Raw genomic sequence first — 21,773 nt, 5'->3', positions numbered from 1 at the left:
TGTACAACTAATAACTTTAAGAAAATAATGAGTGGTTTGGATTTCAGACTATTGGAATAGTAAACCAAAAAGTACTTCCCTTCCCTGGTTCACTGTCAACACCTATCTGCCCTTCATGTTTTTTAATAATTTCGGCGCTGATGTATAATCCTAAGCCTAATCCACCTGTTTGAAAGCCAGCTGTTTCAACTCTGTAATAGCGTTCAAAAATGCGTTTTACTTCGTCGGGGTGTATGCCGGGCCCTTTATCTGTTACGCTAACCCTGGCCATATTGTTTATTTTTTCAATCGAAACAATAATATCCTTCGACCGCGGAGCGTATTTTACAGCGTTGTTTATAAAGTTTACCAATACCTGGTCTATCTGGTGCTCGTCGGCAAATACCTCCAGTTCAAGATCGCCGGTTACTATTATCTTATATTCTTCTGCCAGCCTTATTTCACTGCTGCCAGCACTTACTATTTTTGAAAGTAAAAAAGTTGATTTGGTTAGTTGCAGGCGGTCCTGGTTTATCCTGCTCAGGTTCAACAGGTCTTCAACCAGTGCTGTTATTTTATGCATGCTCCTGCTTGATTGAGCTATCAGTTTAGGCAGCATGGGCGAAGTGAGGTCATTAACCAACCGCTCCAATAATTGCAATGAACCTTTTAGGCTGGTCATGGGTGTTTTAAGTTCATGACTGGCAATGCTTATAAAATCGTCTTTTTGCTGTTGCAATTCTTTAAGCTGGTTTATCTCGGTAGCGGTACCAATCCACATTTCTGTTTCGCCTTCTTCGTTTTTAACCGGAACCATCCTGGTTAAATGCCAGCGAAATTCACCATCGGCGCCCTTAATCCTGTTTTCGATACCACCATCAATACTCAAGCCCAATTGTATATCCCTGAATTTGTTAAGGGCTGCTTCCACATCGTCGGGATGCAGCGCGGCCTTCCAGCCATATCCTTTACTGGCGGCAAAATCAAGGCCGGTATAGTCGTACCATCTTTTGTTAAAAAAAGTTGCCTCAGCGTTATTATCAACGGTCCATGCCATTTGCGATATGGTTTCAAACATGGTCCTAAATCGGGTTTCACTGTCGGCCAAAGCTTTGGTGCGCTTTAAAATGCGGTCTTCCAATTCGGTATTGAGCAGTTGCAAGCTTTCGCGCGATTGCTCCAACAGTTCATTTGATGTGTACAACTGTTCGTTTGTAACGGCAAGTTCTTCGTTGGTACAGGCCAGTTCTTCGTTTACTGCGCGCAATTCTTCATTAAAGTTTTGTAATTCATTATTGGCGTTGGCAAGTTCTTCGGCCATCTCCAATTCTTTTTTCCTTGATGCTGCAAGGGCCAGTTTGTTCAACTCCTGTTCAGTTACATTTTTGGCAATACTTAGCAGGTATGCTACCTTACCTTCGCTATCAAAAATGGGCGTAATTTCGGTTTGCGCCCAACCCTGAACTGTAGCCCCCCCGGGGACAGGAATTTCGAAATAGAGCAGTGGGAGCTTAACGTATTTTTTTTGTTCTACGGCTTCAATGAGCCCGTTTTTTAACAGGTTTAGTTGTTCTTCGCTGTTTTTGTCCCATGGTTTAAAAACATCAAAGGTATCCTTGCCAATCATTTGATCTGCGGTCATCGAAGTTGCCTTTATCCGCGCCTCATTCATGGCTATTATGGTAAACCGGGGTATGTTGGGCTCAATAATAGTCATGGGGAAACCAATCTGATTAAATACAGTTTCAAACATGTAGGCTTGTCCGGGATCCATATGGGTAGATATAATTGGACTCAAATATACTATTCAAAACCCAAAGCCGCTTATATGCCCTGCCTAAAACATGGAATCGTTTTTTTGAACGTTCGCAAATGCCAGTGAAGCCGCGGGAAAGCTTTTAATATCGGTGAGTTTTATTTCGCACAAAGCCGCAGAGGCGCAACGTGACTTGATTGTTTTTTGCGCGTCGACAATTCCGGCGCGAAAAACTAATAAACAATCATCAGTTATAATCAGCCAATACCAGCAAACAAAGCCGTGCTTTCTGGTCAGGCTGATTATTGATATTGTAAACATGATTAAATAACGTCGTGTTACTTTTCRTCGTCTTTATTTACAGGCGCCACAAACCAACGGCCCGAAACCCTTTTTACTTCCTTTGCTTTCTCTTCCTCAATACTTGCATCCAAGGCTTTGGGTTCTTCGGCATGCGGGGGATGGTTTGCGGTTTTTGCTCTTCAGCTTTTTGTGCCAATTTTCAAAAAGTCGTTTACCACAACCTCAGATACATAGCGTTTAACACCGTCTTTATCTACATAGTTGCGGTTGGCCAGTTTACCTTCAATGGCTACTTCATCGCCCTTTTTTAGCAGGTCTTCGGCAAGTTTGGCTGCTGTATTCCAAAATACCAGGTTGTGCCAGGTGGTATCGGTTATTTTTTCGCCTTTGTCATTTTTATAACTTTCGTTGGTAGCAAGCGACACGCGCACCATTTTTTTGTTGCTGTCAAAAACTTTTACTTCGGGATCCATACCTAAGTTGCCTACAAGGCGTACACTGTTTCTTAATGTGTTCATCGTTTTATTTTTTAATGTTACTGTTTGTTTTGATAACGATACAAAGGTGCAGCTACCCCGAAAAATTAACCGGATAATAACCGTTTACAGTCGATAGTATCCATTTGTAAGCGTTTGCAAACGGATAAATAATTGCCTAACTTTATCATATGAACCAGGAAAGAAACTGTTTGGATTGCGGCGAACCCCTGCACGGCCGGGCCGATAAAAAATTCTGTAACGACTTATGCCGAAACAATTACAACAACCAGCTCAATAGCAATAGCTATAACATGGTGCGCAATATCAACAACATATTACGCCGCAACCGCCGGGTACTGGAAGAACTAAACCCAACCGGAAAAACCAAAACTACCCGCAAAAAAATGGCGGCAAAGGGTTTCGATTTTGACCATATCACCAGCATCTACCAAACCAAAACAGGATCGACTTATATGTTTTGTTACGAGTACGGATATTTGCTGCTGGATGGGGATGAGGTTTTGTTGGTGAAGCGGGAGGAGAGTTGATGTGCTAACAATTTGAGAATTTGAAGATTGTTTTTGCCTGAACCGGAATCGCTTTATTAATTCTGTTCATTCTTTAATTCTGTAAATTCTGATTCAGACAATGTGCAGAATTATCTGAACCGGGATTCGTCGGATTTATCGGATTTTTTTTGGATTTTGATTGTGTCTATTTTAAAATCTGTGGAATTCGATAAATCTGCTTAATCCCGTTCAGACAAAAATCATCAATTAAAAAAAACCGAAACCCCAATTCCGAAATCCGAAATCAAAACCGCCATCCAAAAATCTCAAATCTCATATCTCACATCTCATATCAAAATCCTATCTTTGCCCATGCAAGAAAAAATCCTCATTCTTGACTTTGGCTCGCAATTCACCCAACTTATAGCGCGCCGTGTCAGGGAGCTCAATATTTACTGTGAGATCCACCCCTTCAATCATTATCCCGAAATTGACAGCAGCGTAAAAGGTATTATCCTTTCCGGTAGTCCGTATTCTGTGCGGCAGGAGGATGCGCCACGTTTTGATTTTGAGCAATTTCATAACACCCGGCCAATTTTGGGAGTTTGTTACGGGGCGCAGTACGTGGCGCATTTTCACGGTGGCGAGGTATTGGCATCAAGCACCCGCGAATACGGCCGTGCTAATTTAGATTACGTTAACCGCGAAAATCCGCTGTTTAAAAATATCCCCGAGAATTCGCAGGTTTGGATGTCGCATGCGGATACCATCGCACGCATTGCTAATAATTTTGAAGTTATTGCCAGTACCGATACGGTAAAGGTTGCAGCTTACCAGGTAACCGGTACCCAAACTTACGGCATCCAGTTTCACCCCGAAGTAACCCACAGTATTGATGGCAAACAATTGCTGCAAAACTTTTTGGTTGATATTTGCGGCTGTCACCAGGATTGGACACCAGATTCGTTCATTGAAACTACCATTGCCGCTTTGAAAGAGAAACTGGGCGATGATAAAGTAGTTTTAGGCTTATCAGGCGGTGTTGATTCGTCTGTTGCGGCTGTATTGCTGCACCATGCTATTGGTGCCAACCTGCACTGTATTTTTGTTGATAACGGCCTGTTGCGCAAAGGCGAGTATGAGCAGGTGCTCGATTCGTATAAGCACATGGGCTTAAATATAAAAGGCATTGACGCCAAAGCCCGTTTTTACGATGCGCTGGCCGGTTTAAGCGATCCTGAAAAGAAACGTAAGGCTATCGGTCGTGTTTTCATCGAGGTATTTGACGATGCCGCGCACGAGGTACAAGATGTAAAATGGCTTGGCCAGGGTACCATTTACCCGGATATCATCGAGTCGGTTTCTGTTAAGGGACCATCGGCTACCATTAAGTCTCACCATAACGTTGGCGGACTGCCCGATTTTATGAAGCTAAAGGTAGTTGAACCTTTAAACACCCTGTTTAAAGACGAAGTTAGGCGTGTTGGCAAAGCATTGGGCATCGATCCAAATATTTTAGGCAGGCACCCTTTTCCTGGTCCGGGCCTGGCTATCAGGATACTGGGCGATGTTACGCCAGAAAAAGTTGCTATATTACAGGAGGCCGATGCGATTTATATCAACAATTTACGCAGTTACGGTGTTTACGATAAAGTTTGGCAGGCAGGCGCTATATTTTTACCGGTACAATCGGTAGGAGTAATGGGCGATGAGCGTACTTACGAGAACGTAATTTGCCTGCGTGCTGTTGAGTCGTTGGATGGAATGACCGCCGATTGGTGCCATTTACCGTACGATTTACTGGCCAAGATCAGTAACGAGATCATTAACAACGTAAAAGGAATTAACCGGGTAGTATATGATATCAGTTCGAAACCACCTGCTACAATTGAGTGGGAATAAATGGTTACTGTTTTTTATAACGGCATTGGTACTGGCTGCATGTTCGCCAAAATTGCAGCCGGTAGCGCCTGTTAAAAAACCAACTGACACAGAAGCCGAAAAGCCAAAGATTGCCGAAAAGCCGCCTGTGAAACCGGCGGCTTTCAGGCCTTTAACCATAGCTATGGTATTGCCGCTGGGTTTAGATCATCTGAAACCCGGTGCCAGGTATACTTCGCCCGGCCTAACCAAGGCCAATATGAGCGTGGAGTATTACCAGGGCTTTAAACTTGCCCTGGATTCGCTTACAGCCAGCGGAGCCAATTTCAAGCTCCGGCTGTACGATTCAAAAGACGAGGGCGCGCAGGCGCATAGCCTCGGTTTTAACCCCATCATCAAAAACAGCGACCTGATTGTGGGCCCGGTTTTTCCGGACGGGATGAAGATATTTACTGCGGTGCTTAATACAAAGTCGCCCATTGTTTCACCGCTTTCGCCTGCATCTCCGGCAACCATCAATAGCAATAATTTAATTACGGTAATGCCTCCCTTAGAGTATCATGGCTGGGGCGCCGCGCAGTATATTAACGATAAATTAAAGCCTAAGAAGATTTTCATCCTGCGGTCGGGCTTTAGCCAGGAGCAGGATTATGTGCGGGGCTTTAAAAATGCCACGGATAGCCTGAGCAATAAAAAGATTAAGGTTATTATTGTTACTATTTCAAAAGGCCAGTTAGGAGGGTTGATACCTCAACTGTCAAAAAAAGAACAAAACATATTTGTGGTAGCCGCTACCGACCAGGCATTTTTATCGGTTACCTTAAAATCGCTGGATACTTTAAACAGGCATTATCCGGTAACCCTGTTTGGGCACCCAAGCTGGGAGAAGTTTAGCTTTTTAAAAATAGATATTTTGCAACGGTTGAAAACTCACATTACATCTGCTGATCAAATTGATTATAAATCAGACGCCAATATGGAATTTGTGAGGGTTTACCACCGTGTTTATCATGTAGAGCCTACTGATTTTGCCATTAAAGGCTTTGATGAGGGTATGTACTTTGGCCGCCAATTGATTGATAATAACTTTGCAGCATTGGACAAAGCCGACTATACAGGCCTGCACAATCAGTTCCGCTTTATTAAAAAAAATGGAATGGGCTGGGTAAATACGCATGTAAATGTGTTAATGTATGCTAACTTTGAGCTTAAACAGGTAGAATGAAGGCTATAAACCAGCTTAAAACGTTTCAGCGCATAATAGGGGAGTACCCGGTTGATACGCCCTTAAGTAAATTTTTACCAGGCTTTTACAGGCAAAACAAGCAAATGGGATCAACCGACCGGCGCGTGGCCAGTCGCTTGGTATACAGCTATTTTCGCCTGGGGCAGGCACTGCCTAATTTAGCTACTGACGAACGATTGATAGTTGCCGAATTTTTGTGCAATACCCAAAGCAATTCATTTTTACTACATTTTAAGCCCGACTGGGCTGCTTGCATTAATTTTGCCATTGATGATAAGCTTACCTTAGTAAAAACAGCCTACCCTGCGTTTAAACTGGAAGATGTTTTCCCCTGGGCATCTCAGATATCTGCCGGGATTGATAAAGATGCATTCCTGAGATCATTTTTTTGCCAGCCCGATTTATTTATCCGGGTACGCAATGGGTACGACCACCTGGTTAAAGCCGAACTAAATAAAGCCGGAGTTGTGTTTAAAGATGAAGGTAACGGCTGTTACGCTTTGCCTAACGGAACCAGGCTCGAAACCATCTTCCCTAAACAAAACTGGTTCGAGGTACAGGATCTTTCCTCGCAGCAAACTGGCGATTTTTTCAGGCCCCAGCGCTGGGATAGCTGGTGGGATGCTTGCGCGGCATCGGGCGGTAAGTCGTTATTACTGCACGAGGACGAACCCAACATTAAACTGGTAGTGTCAGATATCCGCGAATCGGTTTTGGCTAACTTGGATGAACGCTTCCAGTTAGCCGGACTAACCAAGTATCAAAAAAAGGTGCTCGACCTTACCACCAACATTGATCAAACCCTGCACGATTACGAGTTTGACGGCATTATCCTTGATGCCCCCTGCAGCGGCTCGGGCACCTGGGGCCGTACGCCCGAGATGATAGCCCAGTTTATGCCAGCCAAAATTGAGTTTTTTCAGCGCCTGCAAAAAGGCATAGCCCAAAACGTGGTTAAATACCTTAAACCCGGCAAGCCGCTCATTTACATCACCTGCTCGGCTTTTAAAGGCGAGAATGAGGATGTGGTTGATTACCTGGTGGAAGAATTAGGATTAAAGCTGGAAGAAAGCAAGGTGTTGAAGGGGTATGAGCATAAGGCGGATACGATGTTTGTAGCGAGGCTTTTAGCAATTTGAAAATTTGAGGGTTTGAAAATTTGAAGATGCCAGATCATCCTTAACCTGGTAGCATTTTAAGTTGAAGCGCAATTTTGCTTTTTCATTTTCAAATTAACTCATTTTCAAATTAAAGGTGTGTATTCGCCCTAAACAATTTAATTGCTATCGCCAGCAATATTATCCCGAATGATTTACGCAGTATACTCAACCCAACCGGCCCCAAAAGCTTCTCTATCCACTTTACATTTTTTAGCACCAGGTAAACCACAATGGTGTTTAGTACAATGCCTACAATAATGTTTTGGGTTTGATATTGAGATTTTAAAGATAACAACGTGGTCATGGTGCCAGCGCCTGCTATCAGCGGGAATGCGATGGGTACTATAGATGCGGACAGCGGCACTTCTTCCTTAAAAAAGTCGACTCCTAATACCATTTCCATGGCGATGATAAATATCACCAGCGAGCCTGCTATAGCGAATGACGAGATATCCAGCCCGATGATAGCCAGTAGCTCATCACCCACAAATAAAAATACCACCATTAATACCAGCACTGCTATACTTGCTTTTTCCGATTCGATGTGCCCTACGCGCTGGCGTACCTGGATAATTACGGGTATAGCGCCCAGTATATCAATAATGGCAAACAGGATCATCGTAACAGATAATATCTCCCTGAAAATTAATGGGCGCATGGCTTTAGGGTTTTATGTTTTTGACTTTAACCGGAAACTGAACAAAGTTGCAATTAAAGCTCCGGTATAAAAAAGAACTTAATAAAAAAGGTTCTGAAATTTCAGAACCTTTTTTGTTTGTATGGATATTGCTATCAGTTATTCAACAAATTTAGGGTTGATGGGGTCAATTGCTCCTTCAACTTTTCCGTGCCTTACATGCGAGCGTTTGATGCTGTAGCCAAAGTAAATAACGAAACCGATGAGTAACCAAACAATTAGCCTTGCCCAGTTTTCCCAACCTTCAGAAGCGATCATACCTAAACAAATTAAAGCACCAAGCGGGCAAACAATAAAATAAATAGGTGTTTTAAACGGACGAACCAGGTGAGGATCGGTATTACGTAAAATCATGATACCAAAACAAACCAGTACAAACGCAAATAAGGTACCTATACTTACCATGTCGCCTACAATCCTGTCAGGAATAAAACCAGCAAACAGGGATACAAAACCAAAAAATAACCACTGCGATTTGTAGGGTGTTTGAAATTTAGGGTGTAGCTTAGAAAATATTTTAGGGATTAAACCATCTGTACTCATGGTGTAGAATACACGAGTTTGCCCCATTAACATCACCAGGATAACCGATGAGAAGCCTGCAAGGATAGAAACGGTTACCAAATTGGCCAGCCAGTGATAGCTTGGGCCCATTGCCGCTTTAATTGCGTAAGTAACAGAAGCTTCTTTACCTTGTATCAGGAATTCTTTGTACGATACCAGACCGGTTAATACGTGCGAGAACAGGATATAAAGCGCAGTACAGATAACCAATGATATCAGGATACCTTTTGGCATATCTTTTTGTGGGTTTTTAGCTTCCTGGGCCGCGGTAGATACTGCATCAAAACCGATGAAGGCGAAGAATACCACACTTGCGCCGCGTAATACGCCAAGCCAGCCGTGGTTAAATGTATCTGCGTAATCAACTATGCCCGTGCTCACTTTAACAGTTCCTGCATCGGCAGGGATCATATATGGTGTGTGTAATGCAGGGTTAATGTAGTGCCAGCCTAAGCCAATGATCATCAGTACAATTGCAACTTTAATTACAACGATGATGTTGTTTACTACAGCTGATTCTGCCGTGCCCTTAATTAACAATAAAGTTAACAGGAACAGGATAAGGATAGCCGGGAGGTTAACAATACCCCGTGTGCCCAATTCTGCGGCATACATGCCCGTAGTAGTATTGGATGTTTCAAAGAAGGAGTGCGCCCACTGATAGGGGATGTGTATATCGAAAAAGGTATGTAAAAACTCGTTAAAGTACTGCGACCAGCCGATAGATACTGTGGCAGCTCCCAAAGCGTACTCCAATACCAAATCCCAGCCAATAATCCAGGCGATGAACTCGCCCATGGTGGCGTAAGAATAAGTGTAGGCCGAACCGGCGATAGGGATCATACTGGCAAATTCTGCATAGCACAAACCAGCCAGCGCGCAACCCGAGGCTGCAATAAGGAATGAAATTGTAACAGCCGGACCGGCGTGTTCGCCCGCTGCTGCCGCCGTTCGCACAAAAATACCGGCGCCAATAATTGCGCCAATACCCAGGGCGATAAGCGAGCCAACGCCTAACGTTCTTTTCAGCGTTTTCTCGGTTGCCGCCGAGGCAGCCATCAATTGCGCAATAGGTTTTTTAATAAATAACTTCATGTTTAAATTAGTAAGATCAGTCGTAAAAAAATTAAAAATTCACATTTCCCCAAACGTACTTAAATTTATTGAAAAGTTAAAGGGCAGAATGTAACAATGGGTGCGAATTAATATTCCAAATTATAGTTTGAAAATGAAGTGTTTACAACGCAACTTAAAGCAGGCGCCATAGCTATTGTTACAATATTGCCGGGAAACAAACGCAGCATTGTACTATCAGAGGCTGTTTACTCAAAGTTACCCAGCTTTTTTAACGCTTTTAAGCTATATACTTTAGTTTCGGCTGTTTGCATAGTATCTACCAGCATATTATTATCATACAAGTATTTTTTTTCTTTAGCCAATACGGTGTCCCCTTTTAATATGCAATCAATATAGCAGGTTTCGTCATCATAAGTACCTAAGTTGATGCTGAAGTTTGCCGAATCGGTAAGGTAGGCGGTGGTATTGGTTTCAAATAAGCCGGTGCGGTAAATCTGGAGATATAAGTTGCTGTCTTTGGCGATGGTGTATTTTAGCCTGTTTGGGCTTTTGCCGTTTTTGCAGGAAGCGAGTAATAAAAATACCAGGAGAAGTTTAAATAGCCTTTTCATCTTCAGATAATTGCTCAGGCTAATAACGGCTCAATTATTTGTAACATATTATTACTGGTAATTTCTACACCATCATATAGTTCTATTATGATAAAGTTATGTATTGTGAGATATTGGATCAATAAATTCAGTTCGGTAAGTACTGTTTTCTTGTCTGAAAAGCCGCGATGAACATTAACGGCCAGGGCGTCGTCATCAAAGCCTAACTCTCTCGGGACAGGGAAAACCTGGACAATGCTGAGGCCCATGTCGCTAACATCACTGGCTATTTTGACCCAATCGGCCTTTTTGCTTTTCGCTAATATATTTATTACGGCCATACTAAATTAAAAAGTCGATAGATACCTGGTTGGTTATATTGGCTTTGTTCAGTAATCGCAATATTTCGCTTTTAAGGCTTTGGGTTTTGGTGACAATAATACCCTGACCCCTGAAATCAAATGACAGCAAAATATTAACCTTTGCCGGCGAGTTTAATGAACACCATACCGTACGCCCCACTACATACTGAATCACATGCTCAACTTTGGCAGGGGTACCGACATCGACGTTGAAAACCATGACCACTTTATTCTCCGCTTCTTTATAGCCTTCAACGGTAATGGGCGGCCAGTCAAATTTATATGCTGATATATTATCTGTCATTTTTAGCTAAGATAAATTTTTTCAAGGAAATCCAGGGAGCAAAAAAATCATTCTGTTAATTCTTTAATCCGGCTAATTCTAATTCAGGCAAAGTGTTAGGGATAGCAGTGAATACCGGCCAATGTGGCTAAGGTTTGTGCAGTATAAGTGGAGAGCCAGGCCGCAGGCAACACCATGGGGAGTATTATCAAGTAGTAATGCAAATCAAGGGTTAAAAATAAGATAAATGAAAGCAGCGGCGATTTCTTCGTTGTATAACTTGTAGATATGTAAATAGATAGCGATTAGTTTGAGCGTTTTAGTCTTGGGGATAATTCTTAAAGTTCGATGTGCTAATCTTCTTTAAAGCGCTGGTTTTAAATACTTTAAATAAACCTATAAATAAACAACTTATAATCAGGTGCTTAGTCGATAGAGTTTTCAACGCCTTTCGACCCTTGATTCGCATGACTATGTTTTAATTATGTATGGCCTTTTTAAAACACGACTTTTTGAAAGCCCTTAGCTTATTCATAACTTAGCGGGCTCAGACACTTCGCATTAAAAATGACCATTAACGATTTAAACTCACTAAACCAGGTTGCCGAATTTCACAGCACCTTTAAGCACCCAATTGTAGCATCCCCGGCAATCCCATCAAAACAGCGCAGTCAGCTGCGTATTGAACTGTTGGCCGAAGAATTAAAGGAGTTGCAACAGGCTGTTGATGACAACAACCTGATTGAAGTTGCCGATGCCCTTTGCGATTTACAATATGTATTGGCCGGCGCGGTATTGGAATTTGGCCTTGCCGAAAAGTTTAAGGAGTTGTTTGACGAGGTACACCGCTCCAATATGAGCAAAGCCTGCAAAACGGTAGAAGAAGCCAACCAAACTATTGAGCACTACCGCAATACTGCCGGTACCGAATCGCATTATAAAGAAATTGACGGCCTGTTTTTAGTTTACCGCACGGCCGATAATAAAACGCTTAAATCAATCAATTACTCGCCTGCAAGTTTGGGAGCGATAATAGGCTAAAAGCAGAAAGTTTAAAGCCAAAAGCAATTAATTAATCGAATATTAAAATAAATATTTTGCCAGAACCAACACCAGATAAGCCCGAAGTAAAAGAAACCATGCACCCGCGTAACGCGCACCGTATGGGTTATGATTTTAAAGCGCTTATAAAGGCGATGCCTAAGTTACGTGCCTTTGTTACCGTAAATAAATACGAGAACGAAACCATCAATTTCTCTGATCCCGAAGCTGTAAAGTTGCTTAACAGGGCTTTGCTCAAACATCATTACCGGGTTGAGTACTGGGATATCCCCGAGGGCTACCTCTGTCCACCTATACCGGGCCGGGCAGATTATATTCATTACGCTGCCGATTTGTTAGCCACCGCTAATGATGGCGTAGTGCGTAAAGGAAAAAAAGTACGCGTACTTGATATTGGTGTAGGCGCCAATTGTGTTTATCCTATCATTGGTCACCAGGAATATGGCTGGAGCTTTATCGGGGTTGATATTGATGAGGAGGCCCTGGCATCGGCACAAAAAATAATAGACCAGAGTAAGGAATTAAAAGCCGCTATTGAACTGCGCCTGCAAAAACACAAAGCAGATATTTTTACATTCGCTATAAAACCGGGCGAGCTGTTTGACCTTACACTATGTAACCCGCCATTCCATGCATCTATCAGGGAAGCTGCCGAAGGATCCAAACGCAAATGGAATAACCTTGGCCTTAAAACAGGCAGGGAAGAACCCGTGTTGAACTTTGGCGGTCAGAATATGGAGTTATGGTATCCCGGTGGCGAGGCTGCGTTTTTAAAACAAATGGCTACCCAAAGTACCCGTGTTGCCAAACAATGCCTGTGGTTTACCACCCTGGTATCAAAAAAAGAGAACTTGCGTATTTTGTATAACGCCCTGCAAAAAGCCGGCGCAGTTGAGATACAAACCATCAATATGTCGCAAGGCCAAAAGGCCAGTCGCATAATGGCCTGGACTTACTTTACCCCAGAAGAGCAAAAGGAGTGGGTGAAGAAATAGTTCATTGGTACTGTCTTTTGGTTCATTAGTTGAATCGTTCATTATAGTTCACTTGTTTATTGGTTTTTCCTGACGGTTCGTTCTGTAAAGTACAGCGGGCGAAAGACCTACGACGTTTTAAAAACTTAAGTCTGGGATTCCACTATAGCAAAGGGATATTACGACAGATATTTTAATAAGGCAGGCATTTAGCTTGCCTTTTTTTATTTTTATGCCATCCTCATACAAATTTGGCGATAAAAAGCAGGTAACTTTAAACATCGTTAACCATGCTTAAACCGTGAAAATATTCCTGCTTACTTTACTCATCTGTTTTGCTTTTGGAGGCAGCCACGCCCAAAGCACAAAGGTGGCGGCGCATAAGAAGGTAGTTCCAATATCACAGCGACACATTTACGAATCTGTTGAAGAAATGCCAATGCCAGCAGGCGGATTAGATAAACTTATTGGCGCCATTGCCAGGAACCTGCATTATCCCGATAGCTGTGAAACACCCGGCGGAAGGATAATTATCAACTTTGTTGTCGAGGCAGACGGAACAATTGATAACGAAACCGTTGTAAGAGATCCCTGCGGTAAAGATCATTTACTTTCGAGCAGATTGTTTGATATAGTCAAAAAAACAAAGTGGACACCTGGCAAGATGAATGGCAAATTTGTAGCTACAAGATATCATCTCCCGATATGCCTCATGCCAAGCTATCGGTAGATGATTAATTTCTCCTCAATTCAGCTTATTTTCTGATATTGCACCATAACGTAAAACGTACAACGTAATACGTATCACTTATAATATGCTATTTCTATTTTCACTTACATGGGGTTCGGTTTCGGGATGGTGGGTGCCCGCCTGTTTGCTGTTAGGAATTGTATATGCCTGGCTGCTTTACCGGCAACCGGTAAACCTTGGTAAATATTTCAGGTATGGGCTGTCGGTTATCCGAATGGTGGTGGTGTTTTTTATCGCGATGCTGCTGGTATCTCCATTGGTTAAATCCATCAAATACGATCCTCAGAAACCGTTGGTATTGATAGCGCAGGATAATTCATCATCCGTAAATACATTTAAAGCTCCGGGTTTTAATGCCGGTAAACTGATGACTGATCTTGCAAAACTTAAAGAACAGCTGGGCGATAAATACGATGTGCAGGAGTTTAATTTTGATAAAGACCTGAACAATGGTCTATCCAATAAATTCAACGGTAGGCAAACCGATTTAGCAAATGCCCTGCACCAGCTAAACAACAAATTTGTTAACCAAAACATTGGCGCACTGGTTTTAGCCACCGATGGTTTATACAACCAGGGTAACGATCCGCAATACGAGGCCAAAAACATCAAGACGAGTATTTATACAATTGCCCTTGGCGATACGGTAGCCAAACACGACCTGTTGATTGGCAATGTAAACTATAATAAAACCGCCTTTTTAGGTAACGATTTTGAGGTAGAGGTATTAACTGCCGCCTACCAAAGCAAAGGCGAAAACATCCATTTAACCGTTGCCGAAGATGGCAAACAGGTTTTTTCGCAAACTATCCCGGTAACCGGTCCCGATTTTAAAAAGCTTGTGCCTGTTAAGTTAACCGCCGATAAAAAAGGCGTTCGTAAATTTACCATCAGAATAGCACCGGTTAAAAACGAACTTTCAACCCAGAATAACACCGAAGTTATTTATGTAGATGTTTTGGATGCCCGCCAAAAGGTGTTGGTGCTTTACCAAAGCGCGCACCCAGATATCACCGTCATCAAACAAGCCATCGAGACAAATAAAAATTACGAGGTAAAAACAGCGCTACTGGCCGATATGAGCGGCATTAAATTGCCCGATTACAGCCTTATCGTATTATATCAAATTAGTGCAAGTACCCTTGCGCCGGTGAAAAAAATCGTCGCCCAAAGCAAAACCCCGGTTTGGTATATTTTAGGCTCACAAAGCGACCTGCCTGCATTTAATGCCGAGCAAAGCGTGGTAAAAATAAGCGCCGGCCGTAGTGAAACGCAGGAAGTTTATGCCTTGCCCGAAGCTGGTTTTGCCGCTTTTACTCTGTCCGACTCGTCGCGTAAAAAAATCAGCAATTTGCCGCCATTACTGGCCCCGTTTGGTAGCTACGGAACGGCTGCAGGCACCACCATTTTATTAAAGCAAAAAATTGGCGCCATCGGTACAAGCTACCCCTTATTGGCTTTTGGCGATGAAGGGGGCCACCGCACGGCGGTTTTAACAGGTGAAGGAATCTGGCGCTGGCAGCTATCCGAGTTTCAAAACTTTGGCAACCGTAATGCAACAGATGAGTTGCTGAGCCAAACAGTACAGTATTTAACGGCCAATACCAACCGCCAGCGCTTCCGTGTTTACCTGGCTCGTAATGTGTTTGACGAGGGCGAAAACGTAATCCTGAACGCCGAGTTATACAATGACGCGCTTGAATTGATTAACACCCCCGATGTAAAAAACGACCTGAAAAGCAGCACAGGCAAAAACTACAGCTTCCTTTTCAGCCGCAGCGGCCCCAGTTACCAATTAGATGCCGGAACCTTACCTGTTGGCGAGTATAGCTATACCGCATCAACCCAAAACGGAAAAAGCCAGTTTAAGGCAGCGGGGCAGCTTACCGTTAAAGCGTTAAACCTGGAAACCCGCCAAAGCGCAGCAAATCATCAGTTGTTAAAAGCACTTGCCCAACAAAGCGGCGGGCAAATGTTGGGACCTGACCAGATCGGCCAACTTGCAGAGATGATCCGCAAAAACGACAATATCAAAACCGTAGTGTATGAAGATAAACACTATAGTGACATCATTGATGTAAAATGGTTGTTTGTACTAATCCTGCTGCTGCTAAGTACCGAATGGTTTTTGAGAAAACGGGAAGGGGAAATATGAGTCAAGAGGTTAGAGTCAAGAATCAAGATAGAAAAATATAAGGGTAAACGCCACTAATGTCATCTTTCGAAACTATTCCGTTAAATATATCAGATAAGCACAAACTGTTAGGGTTAGATCATTTGAGGGCCCTGGCTATTACCTACGTTTTATTGTTCCATTACCAGATTTTTGCACACCCGGATTGGGTGAACAAAGTGGGCAGTTTCGGCTGGACAGGTGTCGACCTGTTTTTTGTTTTAAGCGGTTTTTTGATAGCAGGACAGCTTTTTGGTACTGTTGCAAAAGGGAACGCCATTTCAATGCGGGAGTTTTTTGCCAAACGCTTTTTCAGGATCATCCCGCCTTACCTGTTAATATTGGGCTTGTATGCAGTTTTTCCGGTTTTACGCGAGCGGGAGCAAATGGCGCCGCTTTGGAAATACCTCACTTTTACGTTTAATTTCGGATTAGATTATCGTTACACCGGCACATTTACCCACTCCTGGTCGTTATGTGTTGAGGAGCAATTTTACCTGGCGCTGCCACTAATGTTCTGGTTGTTTGGCTATTTTAAGGGTGGGCAGAAAGCCATATACCTACTCGCCGCTTTATTTTTGGCGGGTTTCGCTATCCGTTATTTCAACTGGCATTACTTTGTTGAGCTAGCATCAACCTCCGATCATTTCGGGGCTTATTTTAACAAATACATCTACTATTCAACTATAAACCGGTTGGATGGCTTGCTGGTTGGGGTAAGTATTGCAGGATTGTACACCTTTTATCCAACTGTTAAATCAGCAATAAATAAATATGCTAACATGGTTATGTTGGCAGGGGTATTGGTTTTAATTGCGGCATATTTTGTTTGCACGCCACAGGCTGCCTTTAGTACCGCTATTTGGGGGTACCCTTTAATTGCTTTAGGATACGGGCTGATAGTGGCGGCCATAGTTTGCCCCGGAAATTTTTTATACCATGTCAAATCTAAAGTAACATCACAAATTGCTACCCTTTCTTACGGCATATATCTTAGCCATAAATTGATCATACACGCCACCCAGGCCCTTTTGGAGAAGGCTGGAGTGGATAAAAATGGCAACCTGATGATGTTGTGTTGCTTTTGCGCATGTGTTGCCGGGGCTTTGATATTGAGATACTCGGTTGAAAAACCATCAATGATATTGCGGGATAGGGTATTGCTGAGATGGAAACGCAGCAAAAAGCAAGGGAGCGTGCGAGTCCCTAACGAGGGGAGTTTTTAGATGTATTGTTTGCATCATATTTGTTTATCCAATCCTGCTGCCCCGGCCGTGATTAAGCGAATTGCCATCGCAATTTCACATTTATATTAACCCCAAGGCAAATGACCTTGTACTGACAAGCAAAATAAATAAGCCTTATAGCTTTGATGTAACGGATCCTGTAACCCGTAACAGCATGAAAAAAAAATTGACCTTGCTACTTTTGTTGGTTGTGAATTTTGCCTTTGCAAACCCCGACGGTAGTTGGACCCTTGATAAAAACGACGATGGTATTAAAGTTTATACCCGCAACGTTGCTGCTTCAAAAGTTAAAGCTATCAAAGTAGAGTGCAGCCTGGATGCCACCCCATCACAATTGGTGGCGGTTTTAATGGATATCAGCAATGGCGACGGCTGGGTATACCATACTGCTTCCAGCTATGTTATCAAGCAAGTATCGCCGTCTGAGTTATATTATTATTCGCTGGTAAATGTGCCCTGGCCGGTTCATAACCGCGATTTTATTGCCCACATAAAAGTTACGCAAGACCCGGTTACCAAAGTAATAACTGTAGATGCGCCCTGCATAGCCGATATGGTGCCCCGCAAGGCCAATACCGTACGGATAGAAGAATCAACAGGGAAATGGATTATCACCCCAACCGGCGATGGCAAGGTGAAAATAGAGTACACCCTGCATGCCGATCCCGGAGGCAATATCCCCTCGTGGCTGGTAAATATGTTTGTAACGCAAGGCCCCATAGAAAGCTTCAAAAAGCTGAAGCTGCAACTACAAAAGCCAGCCTACAAAAATGTGAAGCTGGCTTATATAGTTGATTAGCCCCCCAGCCCCCTGAAGGGGGAGTTTACGGACAAAGGAGCAAAGACTTTGAGACAAAGGATAAGAATCTTTTGTCTCAAATCTCATATCTAATTTTTATGCACCCCGTACCCCAAACCCAGCACGAGGGTTAAAAATACCCCGTTTGGTTTGCTGTCGGGGCCGGTTGTAAGTTTGTGGTCGTCTACTTTCCAATCGCTGTTGTTGGCGGCAATGTAATAGCCGGCGCGGATACCTATCGGGATGGTACGATCGACGGTTACACAATCCATTTGTTTTGATTTGAGGTGTATCACGTAGTCAAAGCCACCGCCAAGCTCGATGCCAAAGGTATGCTGGTTAAGCGTTTTGCTTGACGAGCTTTGGGTAATCTCCTGCCCAAAATCGGTAGTGCCGTTAATATTGGCATTGTCTTTCACCTTCAGAAACGAGTTTTGGAAATTAAGGCCCAGAGTGGGGTAAAAACGATAAGCTGTGTTGGTAGATAGGTTGTACCCTGCCCCAATCTGGATTTGTCCTCTGAAAATAGACACCTTTACATCATTAGCCGTTACCGACTCGGGCGCTGTTCCACCAATGCCCAGCGTTGTAATAAAGCGGTTATTATACATCCTGGTCATGGATAGGTTAAACCAGGTGCTGTTATTGGCCAGCAGCGGGAACCCTTTTGGGGCTAAATAGGCATTAATATCACGTACGTTGTTTTTGCGGTACTCGGCTTGCAGTTCAATGCCGCCGGTCATGTCTTTATGCCAGCTGCCTTGTGTCCAGTTTTTAGTTTTTACGGTATCGGCGTTTTGCGCCTTCGCCAGAGTAGGGGCAAGGCAAATGGTAACTAACAGTAGTTGTACTGTTTTAGTAAATATCTTTTTCATAGTTTCAGTATTTTCAATACAAACGTTGTTTTTACATAAATAGTTCTTGCCGGGCAAAAAACTTAACCGAAGTTTAAATTTGTTGAACTGTCGGATGTTTGTACTATTATACTTATAGCCCTATCATATCTTCGAAAAAAAATCTTGCTACTTACTATTAGCTACTTGCTACTATCTTCAAATACCCTTATTGTTTTCAAATACCTGCTATCATAATACGGGCTGAAAGGTGTTTCGGTAACGCCCTTAGCTTTGCCCGAGGTGGAATGGATAAACACCACAGGTTGGCCGGGTTTTACAATTAAAATACCCATATGGCCAGGCACACGGTCGGTACTATCGGTACCGGTAAACAACACAAGGTCGCCCGTTTTGGCCTGGCTTAACAGAATCTGGTTGTGCATATGGTCAAAATCCATTGATCGGCGGGGCACCGCTATCTTAAAATGATTAAATACGTAAGTAATAAAGCCCGAACAATCAAACCCCTGCGCCGGATCGGTAGAGGCATACAGGTAGGGGACACCCCGAAGGCTTTGAGCAAAAGCAACCAGGCTATCGGCGTTTGTGCCTGCTGTGTTTATCCTGGTAACAAATTCCGCGCTATCCGGGGCCGGCGGCGGCAGCGTATCCCGGCGCAGCAGCGTTTGCCCGTTAATTACCACCGCCTCGCGGCCGCAGCCACTGCAACCGCTAAATGTCAATAAGATAAGGAGATACAGAGGGATGGAATACATATACAGTATACATGAGTGGGGCGCAAATGTTTTTGGCAATAAAGGGTTAGTGCAGGTAAGTTAATAGCAAGAATCGGCGCAGTTTGAGATTATTATTTAATTGTTTCGGTTTTGCCGCCTGATTCCAAAATGTACCGCTTTAATATTTTAATAGTACCAACATATTATTAAAAATAAATATGCTTGGTTGTATTGATAAAGTATTTACATATATTAACTTTAACCAATAATAAACCAAACATCTTGTCGTATGAAAACAATTAGAATACTGCTGTTGGCAGTACTGCTGCCTTTTGTTGCCAGCGCGCAAACAGAGCACTCCCAAAAACACAAACACGTAGCCGGTTCGGTAAGAGAACATCAAAAAAATGACAGCCTTGTACGCGGTGTTTCGTACAGCGTTTTTGTAGCCTCAGTTGCCGATTTTGCCGACACTACCAAAAAAACGCTTGCTAAAACTGCCTGGCAACTATGGAAGCACGAAAAATGGGCTGAATTGGAACAGTTTTTCAGCACAAACAACCTTAATGGCGGCTGGCCTCCAAACCGCGGCGCCCTTTCGTTAAAAATGATTACGCTGCAGGCCGGCCTGTTGGTTGATAGGTACGGAGGTTATTACGATGCCGATAGCGTTTTCCAGGACAAGGGAACCTTTGTATCATTTGTAGGTGTTCCGTTCCCGCAACGCGCTCTGCCCGATAAAACCTTACAATCACCCTACAGGGTTTATAAAATTGTAAAACCCATCGACAGTGTCAAACGCGGACAAATTATCCCCTGGTTTAATAAACCCGGTTTAGGTATTCAGTTTGAATTGCCTTATAATATCAACGATCTGAAAAAAGGCGGGTATATTGCCGAACAAAAAGATAAAGAACGCCCCAAATGATAACCAATTACAAAAAGGCAAAGTTGCTCATATTTGACGGCCCCGAACAGGATATACTGCACAGCTCATTTGATTTGAGCCCTGAAACCGCCCTGGGCGTAGCCATTAAACTGAATGACTTTGCCAATAATACATTTGAAGACCTGCAAGGAATTATCAGTAGCCCCGACTTTGAATTCATAGTAAAATCCGGGGCTTTTGTTACTGATGGCGGCTTCCTGAATTTATATAAGGGCAGCAATAACCTAAGGCTGTATTACCATAAAAAGGGTAACACCATAATTGTTTTTGCCTACGGCGAGTTTCAACCCGGCCGTTATATGCTTTACCTGGAGGGTTTTTGGACAATAGCTTAGCTGTGCACATAAAGGTCGAGCCTCAAACAAAACATCATTAAGGAATCTATAGGTTGGCTTCAATTCTTTAATTGATCTGGTAGCCAAAAAAAATCTTGATACCTGATACTTGCGACTTGATACTATTTGTAAAATAGCCAACCTGTTTTTTGCGTAACAATTAACAGGTCGGCTATCTGCGGTTCAACCGCGTAAGGCTTACAAAAGGACAGATAATTTGTAGTGGAAACCACTAAAGTTGTTAACCATGCAGCCTTTTACGGCGCCTTGGTTTAAAACTGAATGGTAAGCGTTGGATCCCACCAAAAGTAGCCGAATAATACCGGCTCTGCCTGGTCCCTCGTGTGGCGGTAAAGTGCAAAACTGATACTGTAATTTTCTGTTCCGCTTTTAAGGATGGTTGCGCTGTTAAACCAGTAATTCTGTAACGAAAATGTAATGGGGAATGTAGTCCTGTCGGTTGGTAAAATGCCTGTTCTGGCAAAAACATTAAAATCAACTGCACTGAATACATCATCGCTGCTGTCATATCTTGCAATTTTGTAAATGGCTACGGCGGTGTCAAAGTTGCCATTTTCAGATACTGCGTACCAACGGACAACATCGCCGGTAATGGCTTTTACGTTAAGGTCTGCCGTTCCTTCAGATTGTGGAGTAAATACATTGCCCCTGGTGGCTACCATGTACATATAATTATGCGCCAGGCCGGTTGGGCTATCTGCATTAGTGCTTGGCGCAGGGTTATCGGCTATAATAGCTTCTGTGTCGATAACTATCTGGATATACACGATTTCATTGGAATCGCTTGCTGGTGAAATTGCCATAAGTAGTAAAATTTAAAAGTTAAATAAATGGTCTCTACTCTTTAAAAGGATTTTCGAGTTAACTCCTGCTCCTGGGGCGTATGACCGAAGCTTCTTAACCGGTATCGTATGCCCTTATTGCGATACAAATATTGCCCTGAAACAGAAATTAGGGAAGAGTAGAAATACCGAAAAAAATAAATAAGTATTTATACGTAGAA

Annotated in this window: 22 protein-coding genes; 12 read left to right on the top strand and 10 right to left on the bottom strand. The window is 43.0% G+C overall.

Annotation, left to right across the window (positions count from 1 at the left end; genetic code table 11):
• Positions 1-43: 43 nt before the first annotated feature.
• Positions 44-1,753, bottom strand: a complete 1,710-nt coding sequence (locus AC1DU2_RS06660; protein ID WP_477363545.1) for an ATP-binding protein — start codon at positions 1,751-1,753, stop codon at positions 44-46.
• Positions 1,754-2,217: 464 nt separating this feature from the next.
• Complete coding sequence (locus AC1DU2_RS06655; RefSeq protein ID WP_477363542.1) at positions 2,218-2,556, bottom strand: single-stranded DNA-binding protein; 339 nt, start codon at positions 2,554-2,556, stop codon at positions 2,218-2,220.
• 149 nt (positions 2,557-2,705) lie between these two features.
• On the opposite strand from AC1DU2_RS06655, the gene AC1DU2_RS06650 reads away from it, so the two are divergent.
• The 4 genes from AC1DU2_RS06650 to AC1DU2_RS06635 all read left to right on the top strand — a co-directional run bounded on the left by AC1DU2_RS06650 (position 2,706) and on the right by AC1DU2_RS06635 (position 7,292).
• The gene (locus AC1DU2_RS06650) at positions 2,706-3,065 is read left to right on the top strand and encodes a hypothetical protein (protein WP_477363540.1); all 360 of its coding nucleotides are present in this window, start codon (positions 2,706-2,708) and stop codon (positions 3,063-3,065) included.
• Positions 3,066-3,398: 333 nt separating this feature from the next.
• Positions 3,399-4,928, top strand: coding sequence for a glutamine-hydrolyzing GMP synthase (gene guaA, locus AC1DU2_RS06645; protein WP_477363536.1), 1,530 nt, complete (start codon positions 3,399-3,401; stop codon positions 4,926-4,928).
• Positions 4,885-6,132: an ABC transporter substrate-binding protein gene (locus tag AC1DU2_RS06640; RefSeq protein WP_477383449.1), complete on the top strand. Its 1,248-nt coding sequence runs from the start codon at positions 4,885-4,887 to the stop codon at positions 6,130-6,132. Before guaA ends, AC1DU2_RS06640 begins: the two co-directional genes overlap by 44 nt.
• Positions 6,129-7,292 (top strand): RsmB/NOP family class I SAM-dependent RNA methyltransferase, encoded by a 1,164-nt coding sequence (locus AC1DU2_RS06635; RefSeq protein ID WP_477383448.1) that lies wholly within the window; start codon positions 6,129-6,131, stop codon positions 7,290-7,292. The genes AC1DU2_RS06640 and AC1DU2_RS06635 overlap by 4 nt, the downstream gene beginning before the upstream one ends.
• Positions 7,293-7,401: 109 nt before the next feature.
• Here AC1DU2_RS06635 and AC1DU2_RS06630 read toward each other — a convergent pair whose 3' ends face one another.
• The 5 genes from AC1DU2_RS06630 to AC1DU2_RS06610 all read right to left on the bottom strand — a co-directional run bounded on the left by AC1DU2_RS06630 (position 7,402) and on the right by AC1DU2_RS06610 (position 10,907).
• Positions 7,402-7,971: a MarC family protein gene (locus tag AC1DU2_RS06630; protein WP_477363527.1), complete on the bottom strand. Its 570-nt coding sequence runs from the start codon at positions 7,969-7,971 to the stop codon at positions 7,402-7,404.
• 138 nt (positions 7,972-8,109) lie between these two features.
• On the bottom strand, positions 8,110-9,669 hold the full coding sequence (locus AC1DU2_RS06625; protein ID WP_477363523.1) for an amino acid permease: 1,560 nt from the start codon (positions 9,667-9,669) through the stop codon (positions 8,110-8,112).
• A gap of 227 nt (positions 9,670-9,896) precedes the next feature.
• Positions 9,897-10,262 carry a hypothetical protein gene (locus AC1DU2_RS06620; protein ID WP_477383447.1) on the bottom strand — a complete coding sequence of 122 codons (366 nt, stop codon included), beginning with the start codon at positions 10,260-10,262 and terminating at the stop codon, positions 9,897-9,899.
• Positions 10,263-10,276: 14 nt separating this feature from the next.
• Positions 10,277-10,582 (bottom strand): hypothetical protein, encoded by a 306-nt coding sequence (locus tag AC1DU2_RS06615; RefSeq protein ID WP_477383446.1) that lies wholly within the window; start codon positions 10,580-10,582, stop codon positions 10,277-10,279.
• A 1-nt stretch (position 10,583) separates the two neighbouring features.
• A complete protein-coding gene (locus AC1DU2_RS06610) occupies positions 10,584-10,907 on the bottom strand; it encodes a hypothetical protein (RefSeq protein ID WP_477383445.1) in 324 nt (107 codons plus the stop codon).
• Positions 10,908-11,453: 546 nt separating this feature from the next.
• On the opposite strand from AC1DU2_RS06610, the gene AC1DU2_RS06605 reads away from it, so the two are divergent.
• The 6 genes from AC1DU2_RS06605 to AC1DU2_RS06580 all read left to right on the top strand — a co-directional run bounded on the left by AC1DU2_RS06605 (position 11,454) and on the right by AC1DU2_RS06580 (position 17,892).
• Positions 11,454-11,927, top strand: coding sequence for a pyrophosphohydrolase domain-containing protein (locus AC1DU2_RS06605; RefSeq protein WP_477363510.1), 474 nt, complete (start codon positions 11,454-11,456; stop codon positions 11,925-11,927).
• A 56-nt stretch (positions 11,928-11,983) separates the two neighbouring features.
• Entirely contained in the window at positions 11,984-12,943 is a 960-nt protein-coding gene (gene rlmF, locus AC1DU2_RS06600) for a 23S rRNA (adenine(1618)-N(6))-methyltransferase RlmF (RefSeq protein WP_477383444.1), read from the top strand.
• A 280-nt stretch (positions 12,944-13,223) separates the two neighbouring features.
• Positions 13,224-13,652: an energy transducer TonB gene (locus AC1DU2_RS06595; protein ID WP_477383443.1), complete on the top strand. Its 429-nt coding sequence runs from the start codon at positions 13,224-13,226 to the stop codon at positions 13,650-13,652.
• Between the two features lie 85 nt (positions 13,653-13,737).
• Positions 13,738-15,828, top strand: a complete 2,091-nt coding sequence (locus AC1DU2_RS06590; RefSeq protein WP_477383442.1) for a hypothetical protein — start codon at positions 13,738-13,740, stop codon at positions 15,826-15,828.
• Between the two features lie 56 nt (positions 15,829-15,884).
• The gene (locus AC1DU2_RS06585) at positions 15,885-17,072 is read left to right on the top strand and encodes an acyltransferase family protein (protein ID WP_477383441.1); all 1,188 of its coding nucleotides are present in this window, start codon (positions 15,885-15,887) and stop codon (positions 17,070-17,072) included.
• A 175-nt stretch (positions 17,073-17,247) separates the two neighbouring features.
• Positions 17,248-17,892 (top strand): START domain-containing protein, encoded by a 645-nt coding sequence (locus AC1DU2_RS06580; RefSeq protein ID WP_477383440.1) that lies wholly within the window; start codon positions 17,248-17,250, stop codon positions 17,890-17,892.
• Positions 17,893-17,981: 89 nt separating this feature from the next.
• On the opposite strand, the gene AC1DU2_RS06575 is transcribed toward AC1DU2_RS06580, so the two are convergent.
• Entirely contained in the window at positions 17,982-18,767 is a 786-nt protein-coding gene (locus AC1DU2_RS06575; protein ID WP_477383439.1) for a hypothetical protein, read from the bottom strand.
• Between the two features lie 161 nt (positions 18,768-18,928).
• Positions 18,929-19,504 (bottom strand): C40 family peptidase, encoded by a 576-nt coding sequence (locus tag AC1DU2_RS06570; protein ID WP_477383438.1) that lies wholly within the window; start codon positions 19,502-19,504, stop codon positions 18,929-18,931.
• Between the two features lie 250 nt (positions 19,505-19,754).
• On the opposite strand from AC1DU2_RS06570, the gene AC1DU2_RS06565 reads away from it, so the two are divergent.
• Positions 19,755-20,393 carry a TNT domain-containing protein gene (locus AC1DU2_RS06565; RefSeq protein ID WP_477363489.1) on the top strand — a complete coding sequence of 213 codons (639 nt, stop codon included), beginning with the start codon at positions 19,755-19,757 and terminating at the stop codon, positions 20,391-20,393.
• On the top strand, positions 20,390-20,749 hold the full coding sequence (locus AC1DU2_RS06560) for a hypothetical protein (RefSeq protein WP_477383437.1): 360 nt from the start codon (positions 20,390-20,392) through the stop codon (positions 20,747-20,749). The genes AC1DU2_RS06565 and AC1DU2_RS06560 overlap by 4 nt, the downstream gene beginning before the upstream one ends.
• 272 nt (positions 20,750-21,021) lie before the next feature.
• On the opposite strand, the gene AC1DU2_RS06555 is transcribed toward AC1DU2_RS06560, so the two are convergent.
• On the bottom strand, positions 21,022-21,573 hold the full coding sequence (locus tag AC1DU2_RS06555) for an inclusion body family protein (protein ID WP_477363483.1): 552 nt from the start codon (positions 21,571-21,573) through the stop codon (positions 21,022-21,024).
• Positions 21,574-21,773 lie beyond the last annotated feature (200 nt).

Source organism: Mucilaginibacter sp. P4_C11 (assembly GCF_056402115.1).
This window is presented reverse-complemented; position numbering and strand designations above follow the sequence as displayed.

Bases quoted from the DNA above. Each gene is read 5' to 3' on its own strand.
- AC1DU2_RS06620 (WP_477383447.1), bottom strand. From the start codon at position 10,262: ATGAAAAGGCTATTTAAACTTCTCCTGGTATTTTTATTACTCGCTTCC.
- AC1DU2_RS06590 (WP_477383442.1), top strand. From the start codon at position 13,738: ATGCTATTTCTATTTTCACTTACATGGGGTTCGGTTTCGGGATGGTGG.
- AC1DU2_RS06580 (WP_477383440.1), top strand. From the start codon at position 17,248: ATGAAAAAAAAATTGACCTTGCTACTTTTGTTGGTTGTGAATTTTGCC.
- AC1DU2_RS06615 (WP_477383446.1), bottom strand. From the start codon at position 10,582: ATGGCCGTAATAAATATATTAGCGAAAAGCAAAAAGGCCGATTGGGTC.
- AC1DU2_RS06655 (WP_477363542.1), bottom strand. From the start codon at position 2,556: ATGAACACATTAAGAAACAGTGTACGCCTTGTAGGCAACTTAGGTATG.
- AC1DU2_RS06630 (WP_477363527.1), bottom strand. From the start codon at position 7,971: ATGCGCCCATTAATTTTCAGGGAGATATTATCTGTTACGATGATCCTG.
- guaA (WP_477363536.1), top strand. From the start codon at position 3,399: ATGCAAGAAAAAATCCTCATTCTTGACTTTGGCTCGCAATTCACCCAA.
- AC1DU2_RS06640 (WP_477383449.1), top strand. From the start codon at position 4,885: ATGATATCAGTTCGAAACCACCTGCTACAATTGAGTGGGAATAAATGG.
- AC1DU2_RS06660 (WP_477363545.1), bottom strand. From the start codon at position 1,753: ATGGATCCCGGACAAGCCTACATGTTTGAAACTGTATTTAATCAGATT.
- AC1DU2_RS06555 (WP_477363483.1), bottom strand. From the start codon at position 21,573: ATGGCAATTTCACCAGCAAGCGATTCCAATGAAATCGTGTATATCCAG.
- AC1DU2_RS06610 (WP_477383445.1), bottom strand. From the start codon at position 10,907: ATGACAGATAATATATCAGCATATAAATTTGACTGGCCGCCCATTACC.
- AC1DU2_RS06575 (WP_477383439.1), bottom strand. From the start codon at position 18,767: ATGAAAAAGATATTTACTAAAACAGTACAACTACTGTTAGTTACCATT.
- AC1DU2_RS06625 (WP_477363523.1), bottom strand. From the start codon at position 9,669: ATGAAGTTATTTATTAAAAAACCTATTGCGCAATTGATGGCTGCCTCG.
- AC1DU2_RS06585 (WP_477383441.1), top strand. From the start codon at position 15,885: ATGTCATCTTTCGAAACTATTCCGTTAAATATATCAGATAAGCACAAA.
- AC1DU2_RS06560 (WP_477383437.1), top strand. From the start codon at position 20,390: ATGATAACCAATTACAAAAAGGCAAAGTTGCTCATATTTGACGGCCCC.
- AC1DU2_RS06570 (WP_477383438.1), bottom strand. From the start codon at position 19,504: ATGTATTCCATCCCTCTGTATCTCCTTATCTTATTGACATTTAGCGGT.
- AC1DU2_RS06635 (WP_477383448.1), top strand. From the start codon at position 6,129: ATGAAGGCTATAAACCAGCTTAAAACGTTTCAGCGCATAATAGGGGAG.
- AC1DU2_RS06565 (WP_477363489.1), top strand. From the start codon at position 19,755: ATGAAAACAATTAGAATACTGCTGTTGGCAGTACTGCTGCCTTTTGTT.
- AC1DU2_RS06605 (WP_477363510.1), top strand. From the start codon at position 11,454: ATGACCATTAACGATTTAAACTCACTAAACCAGGTTGCCGAATTTCAC.
- AC1DU2_RS06650 (WP_477363540.1), top strand. From the start codon at position 2,706: ATGAACCAGGAAAGAAACTGTTTGGATTGCGGCGAACCCCTGCACGGC.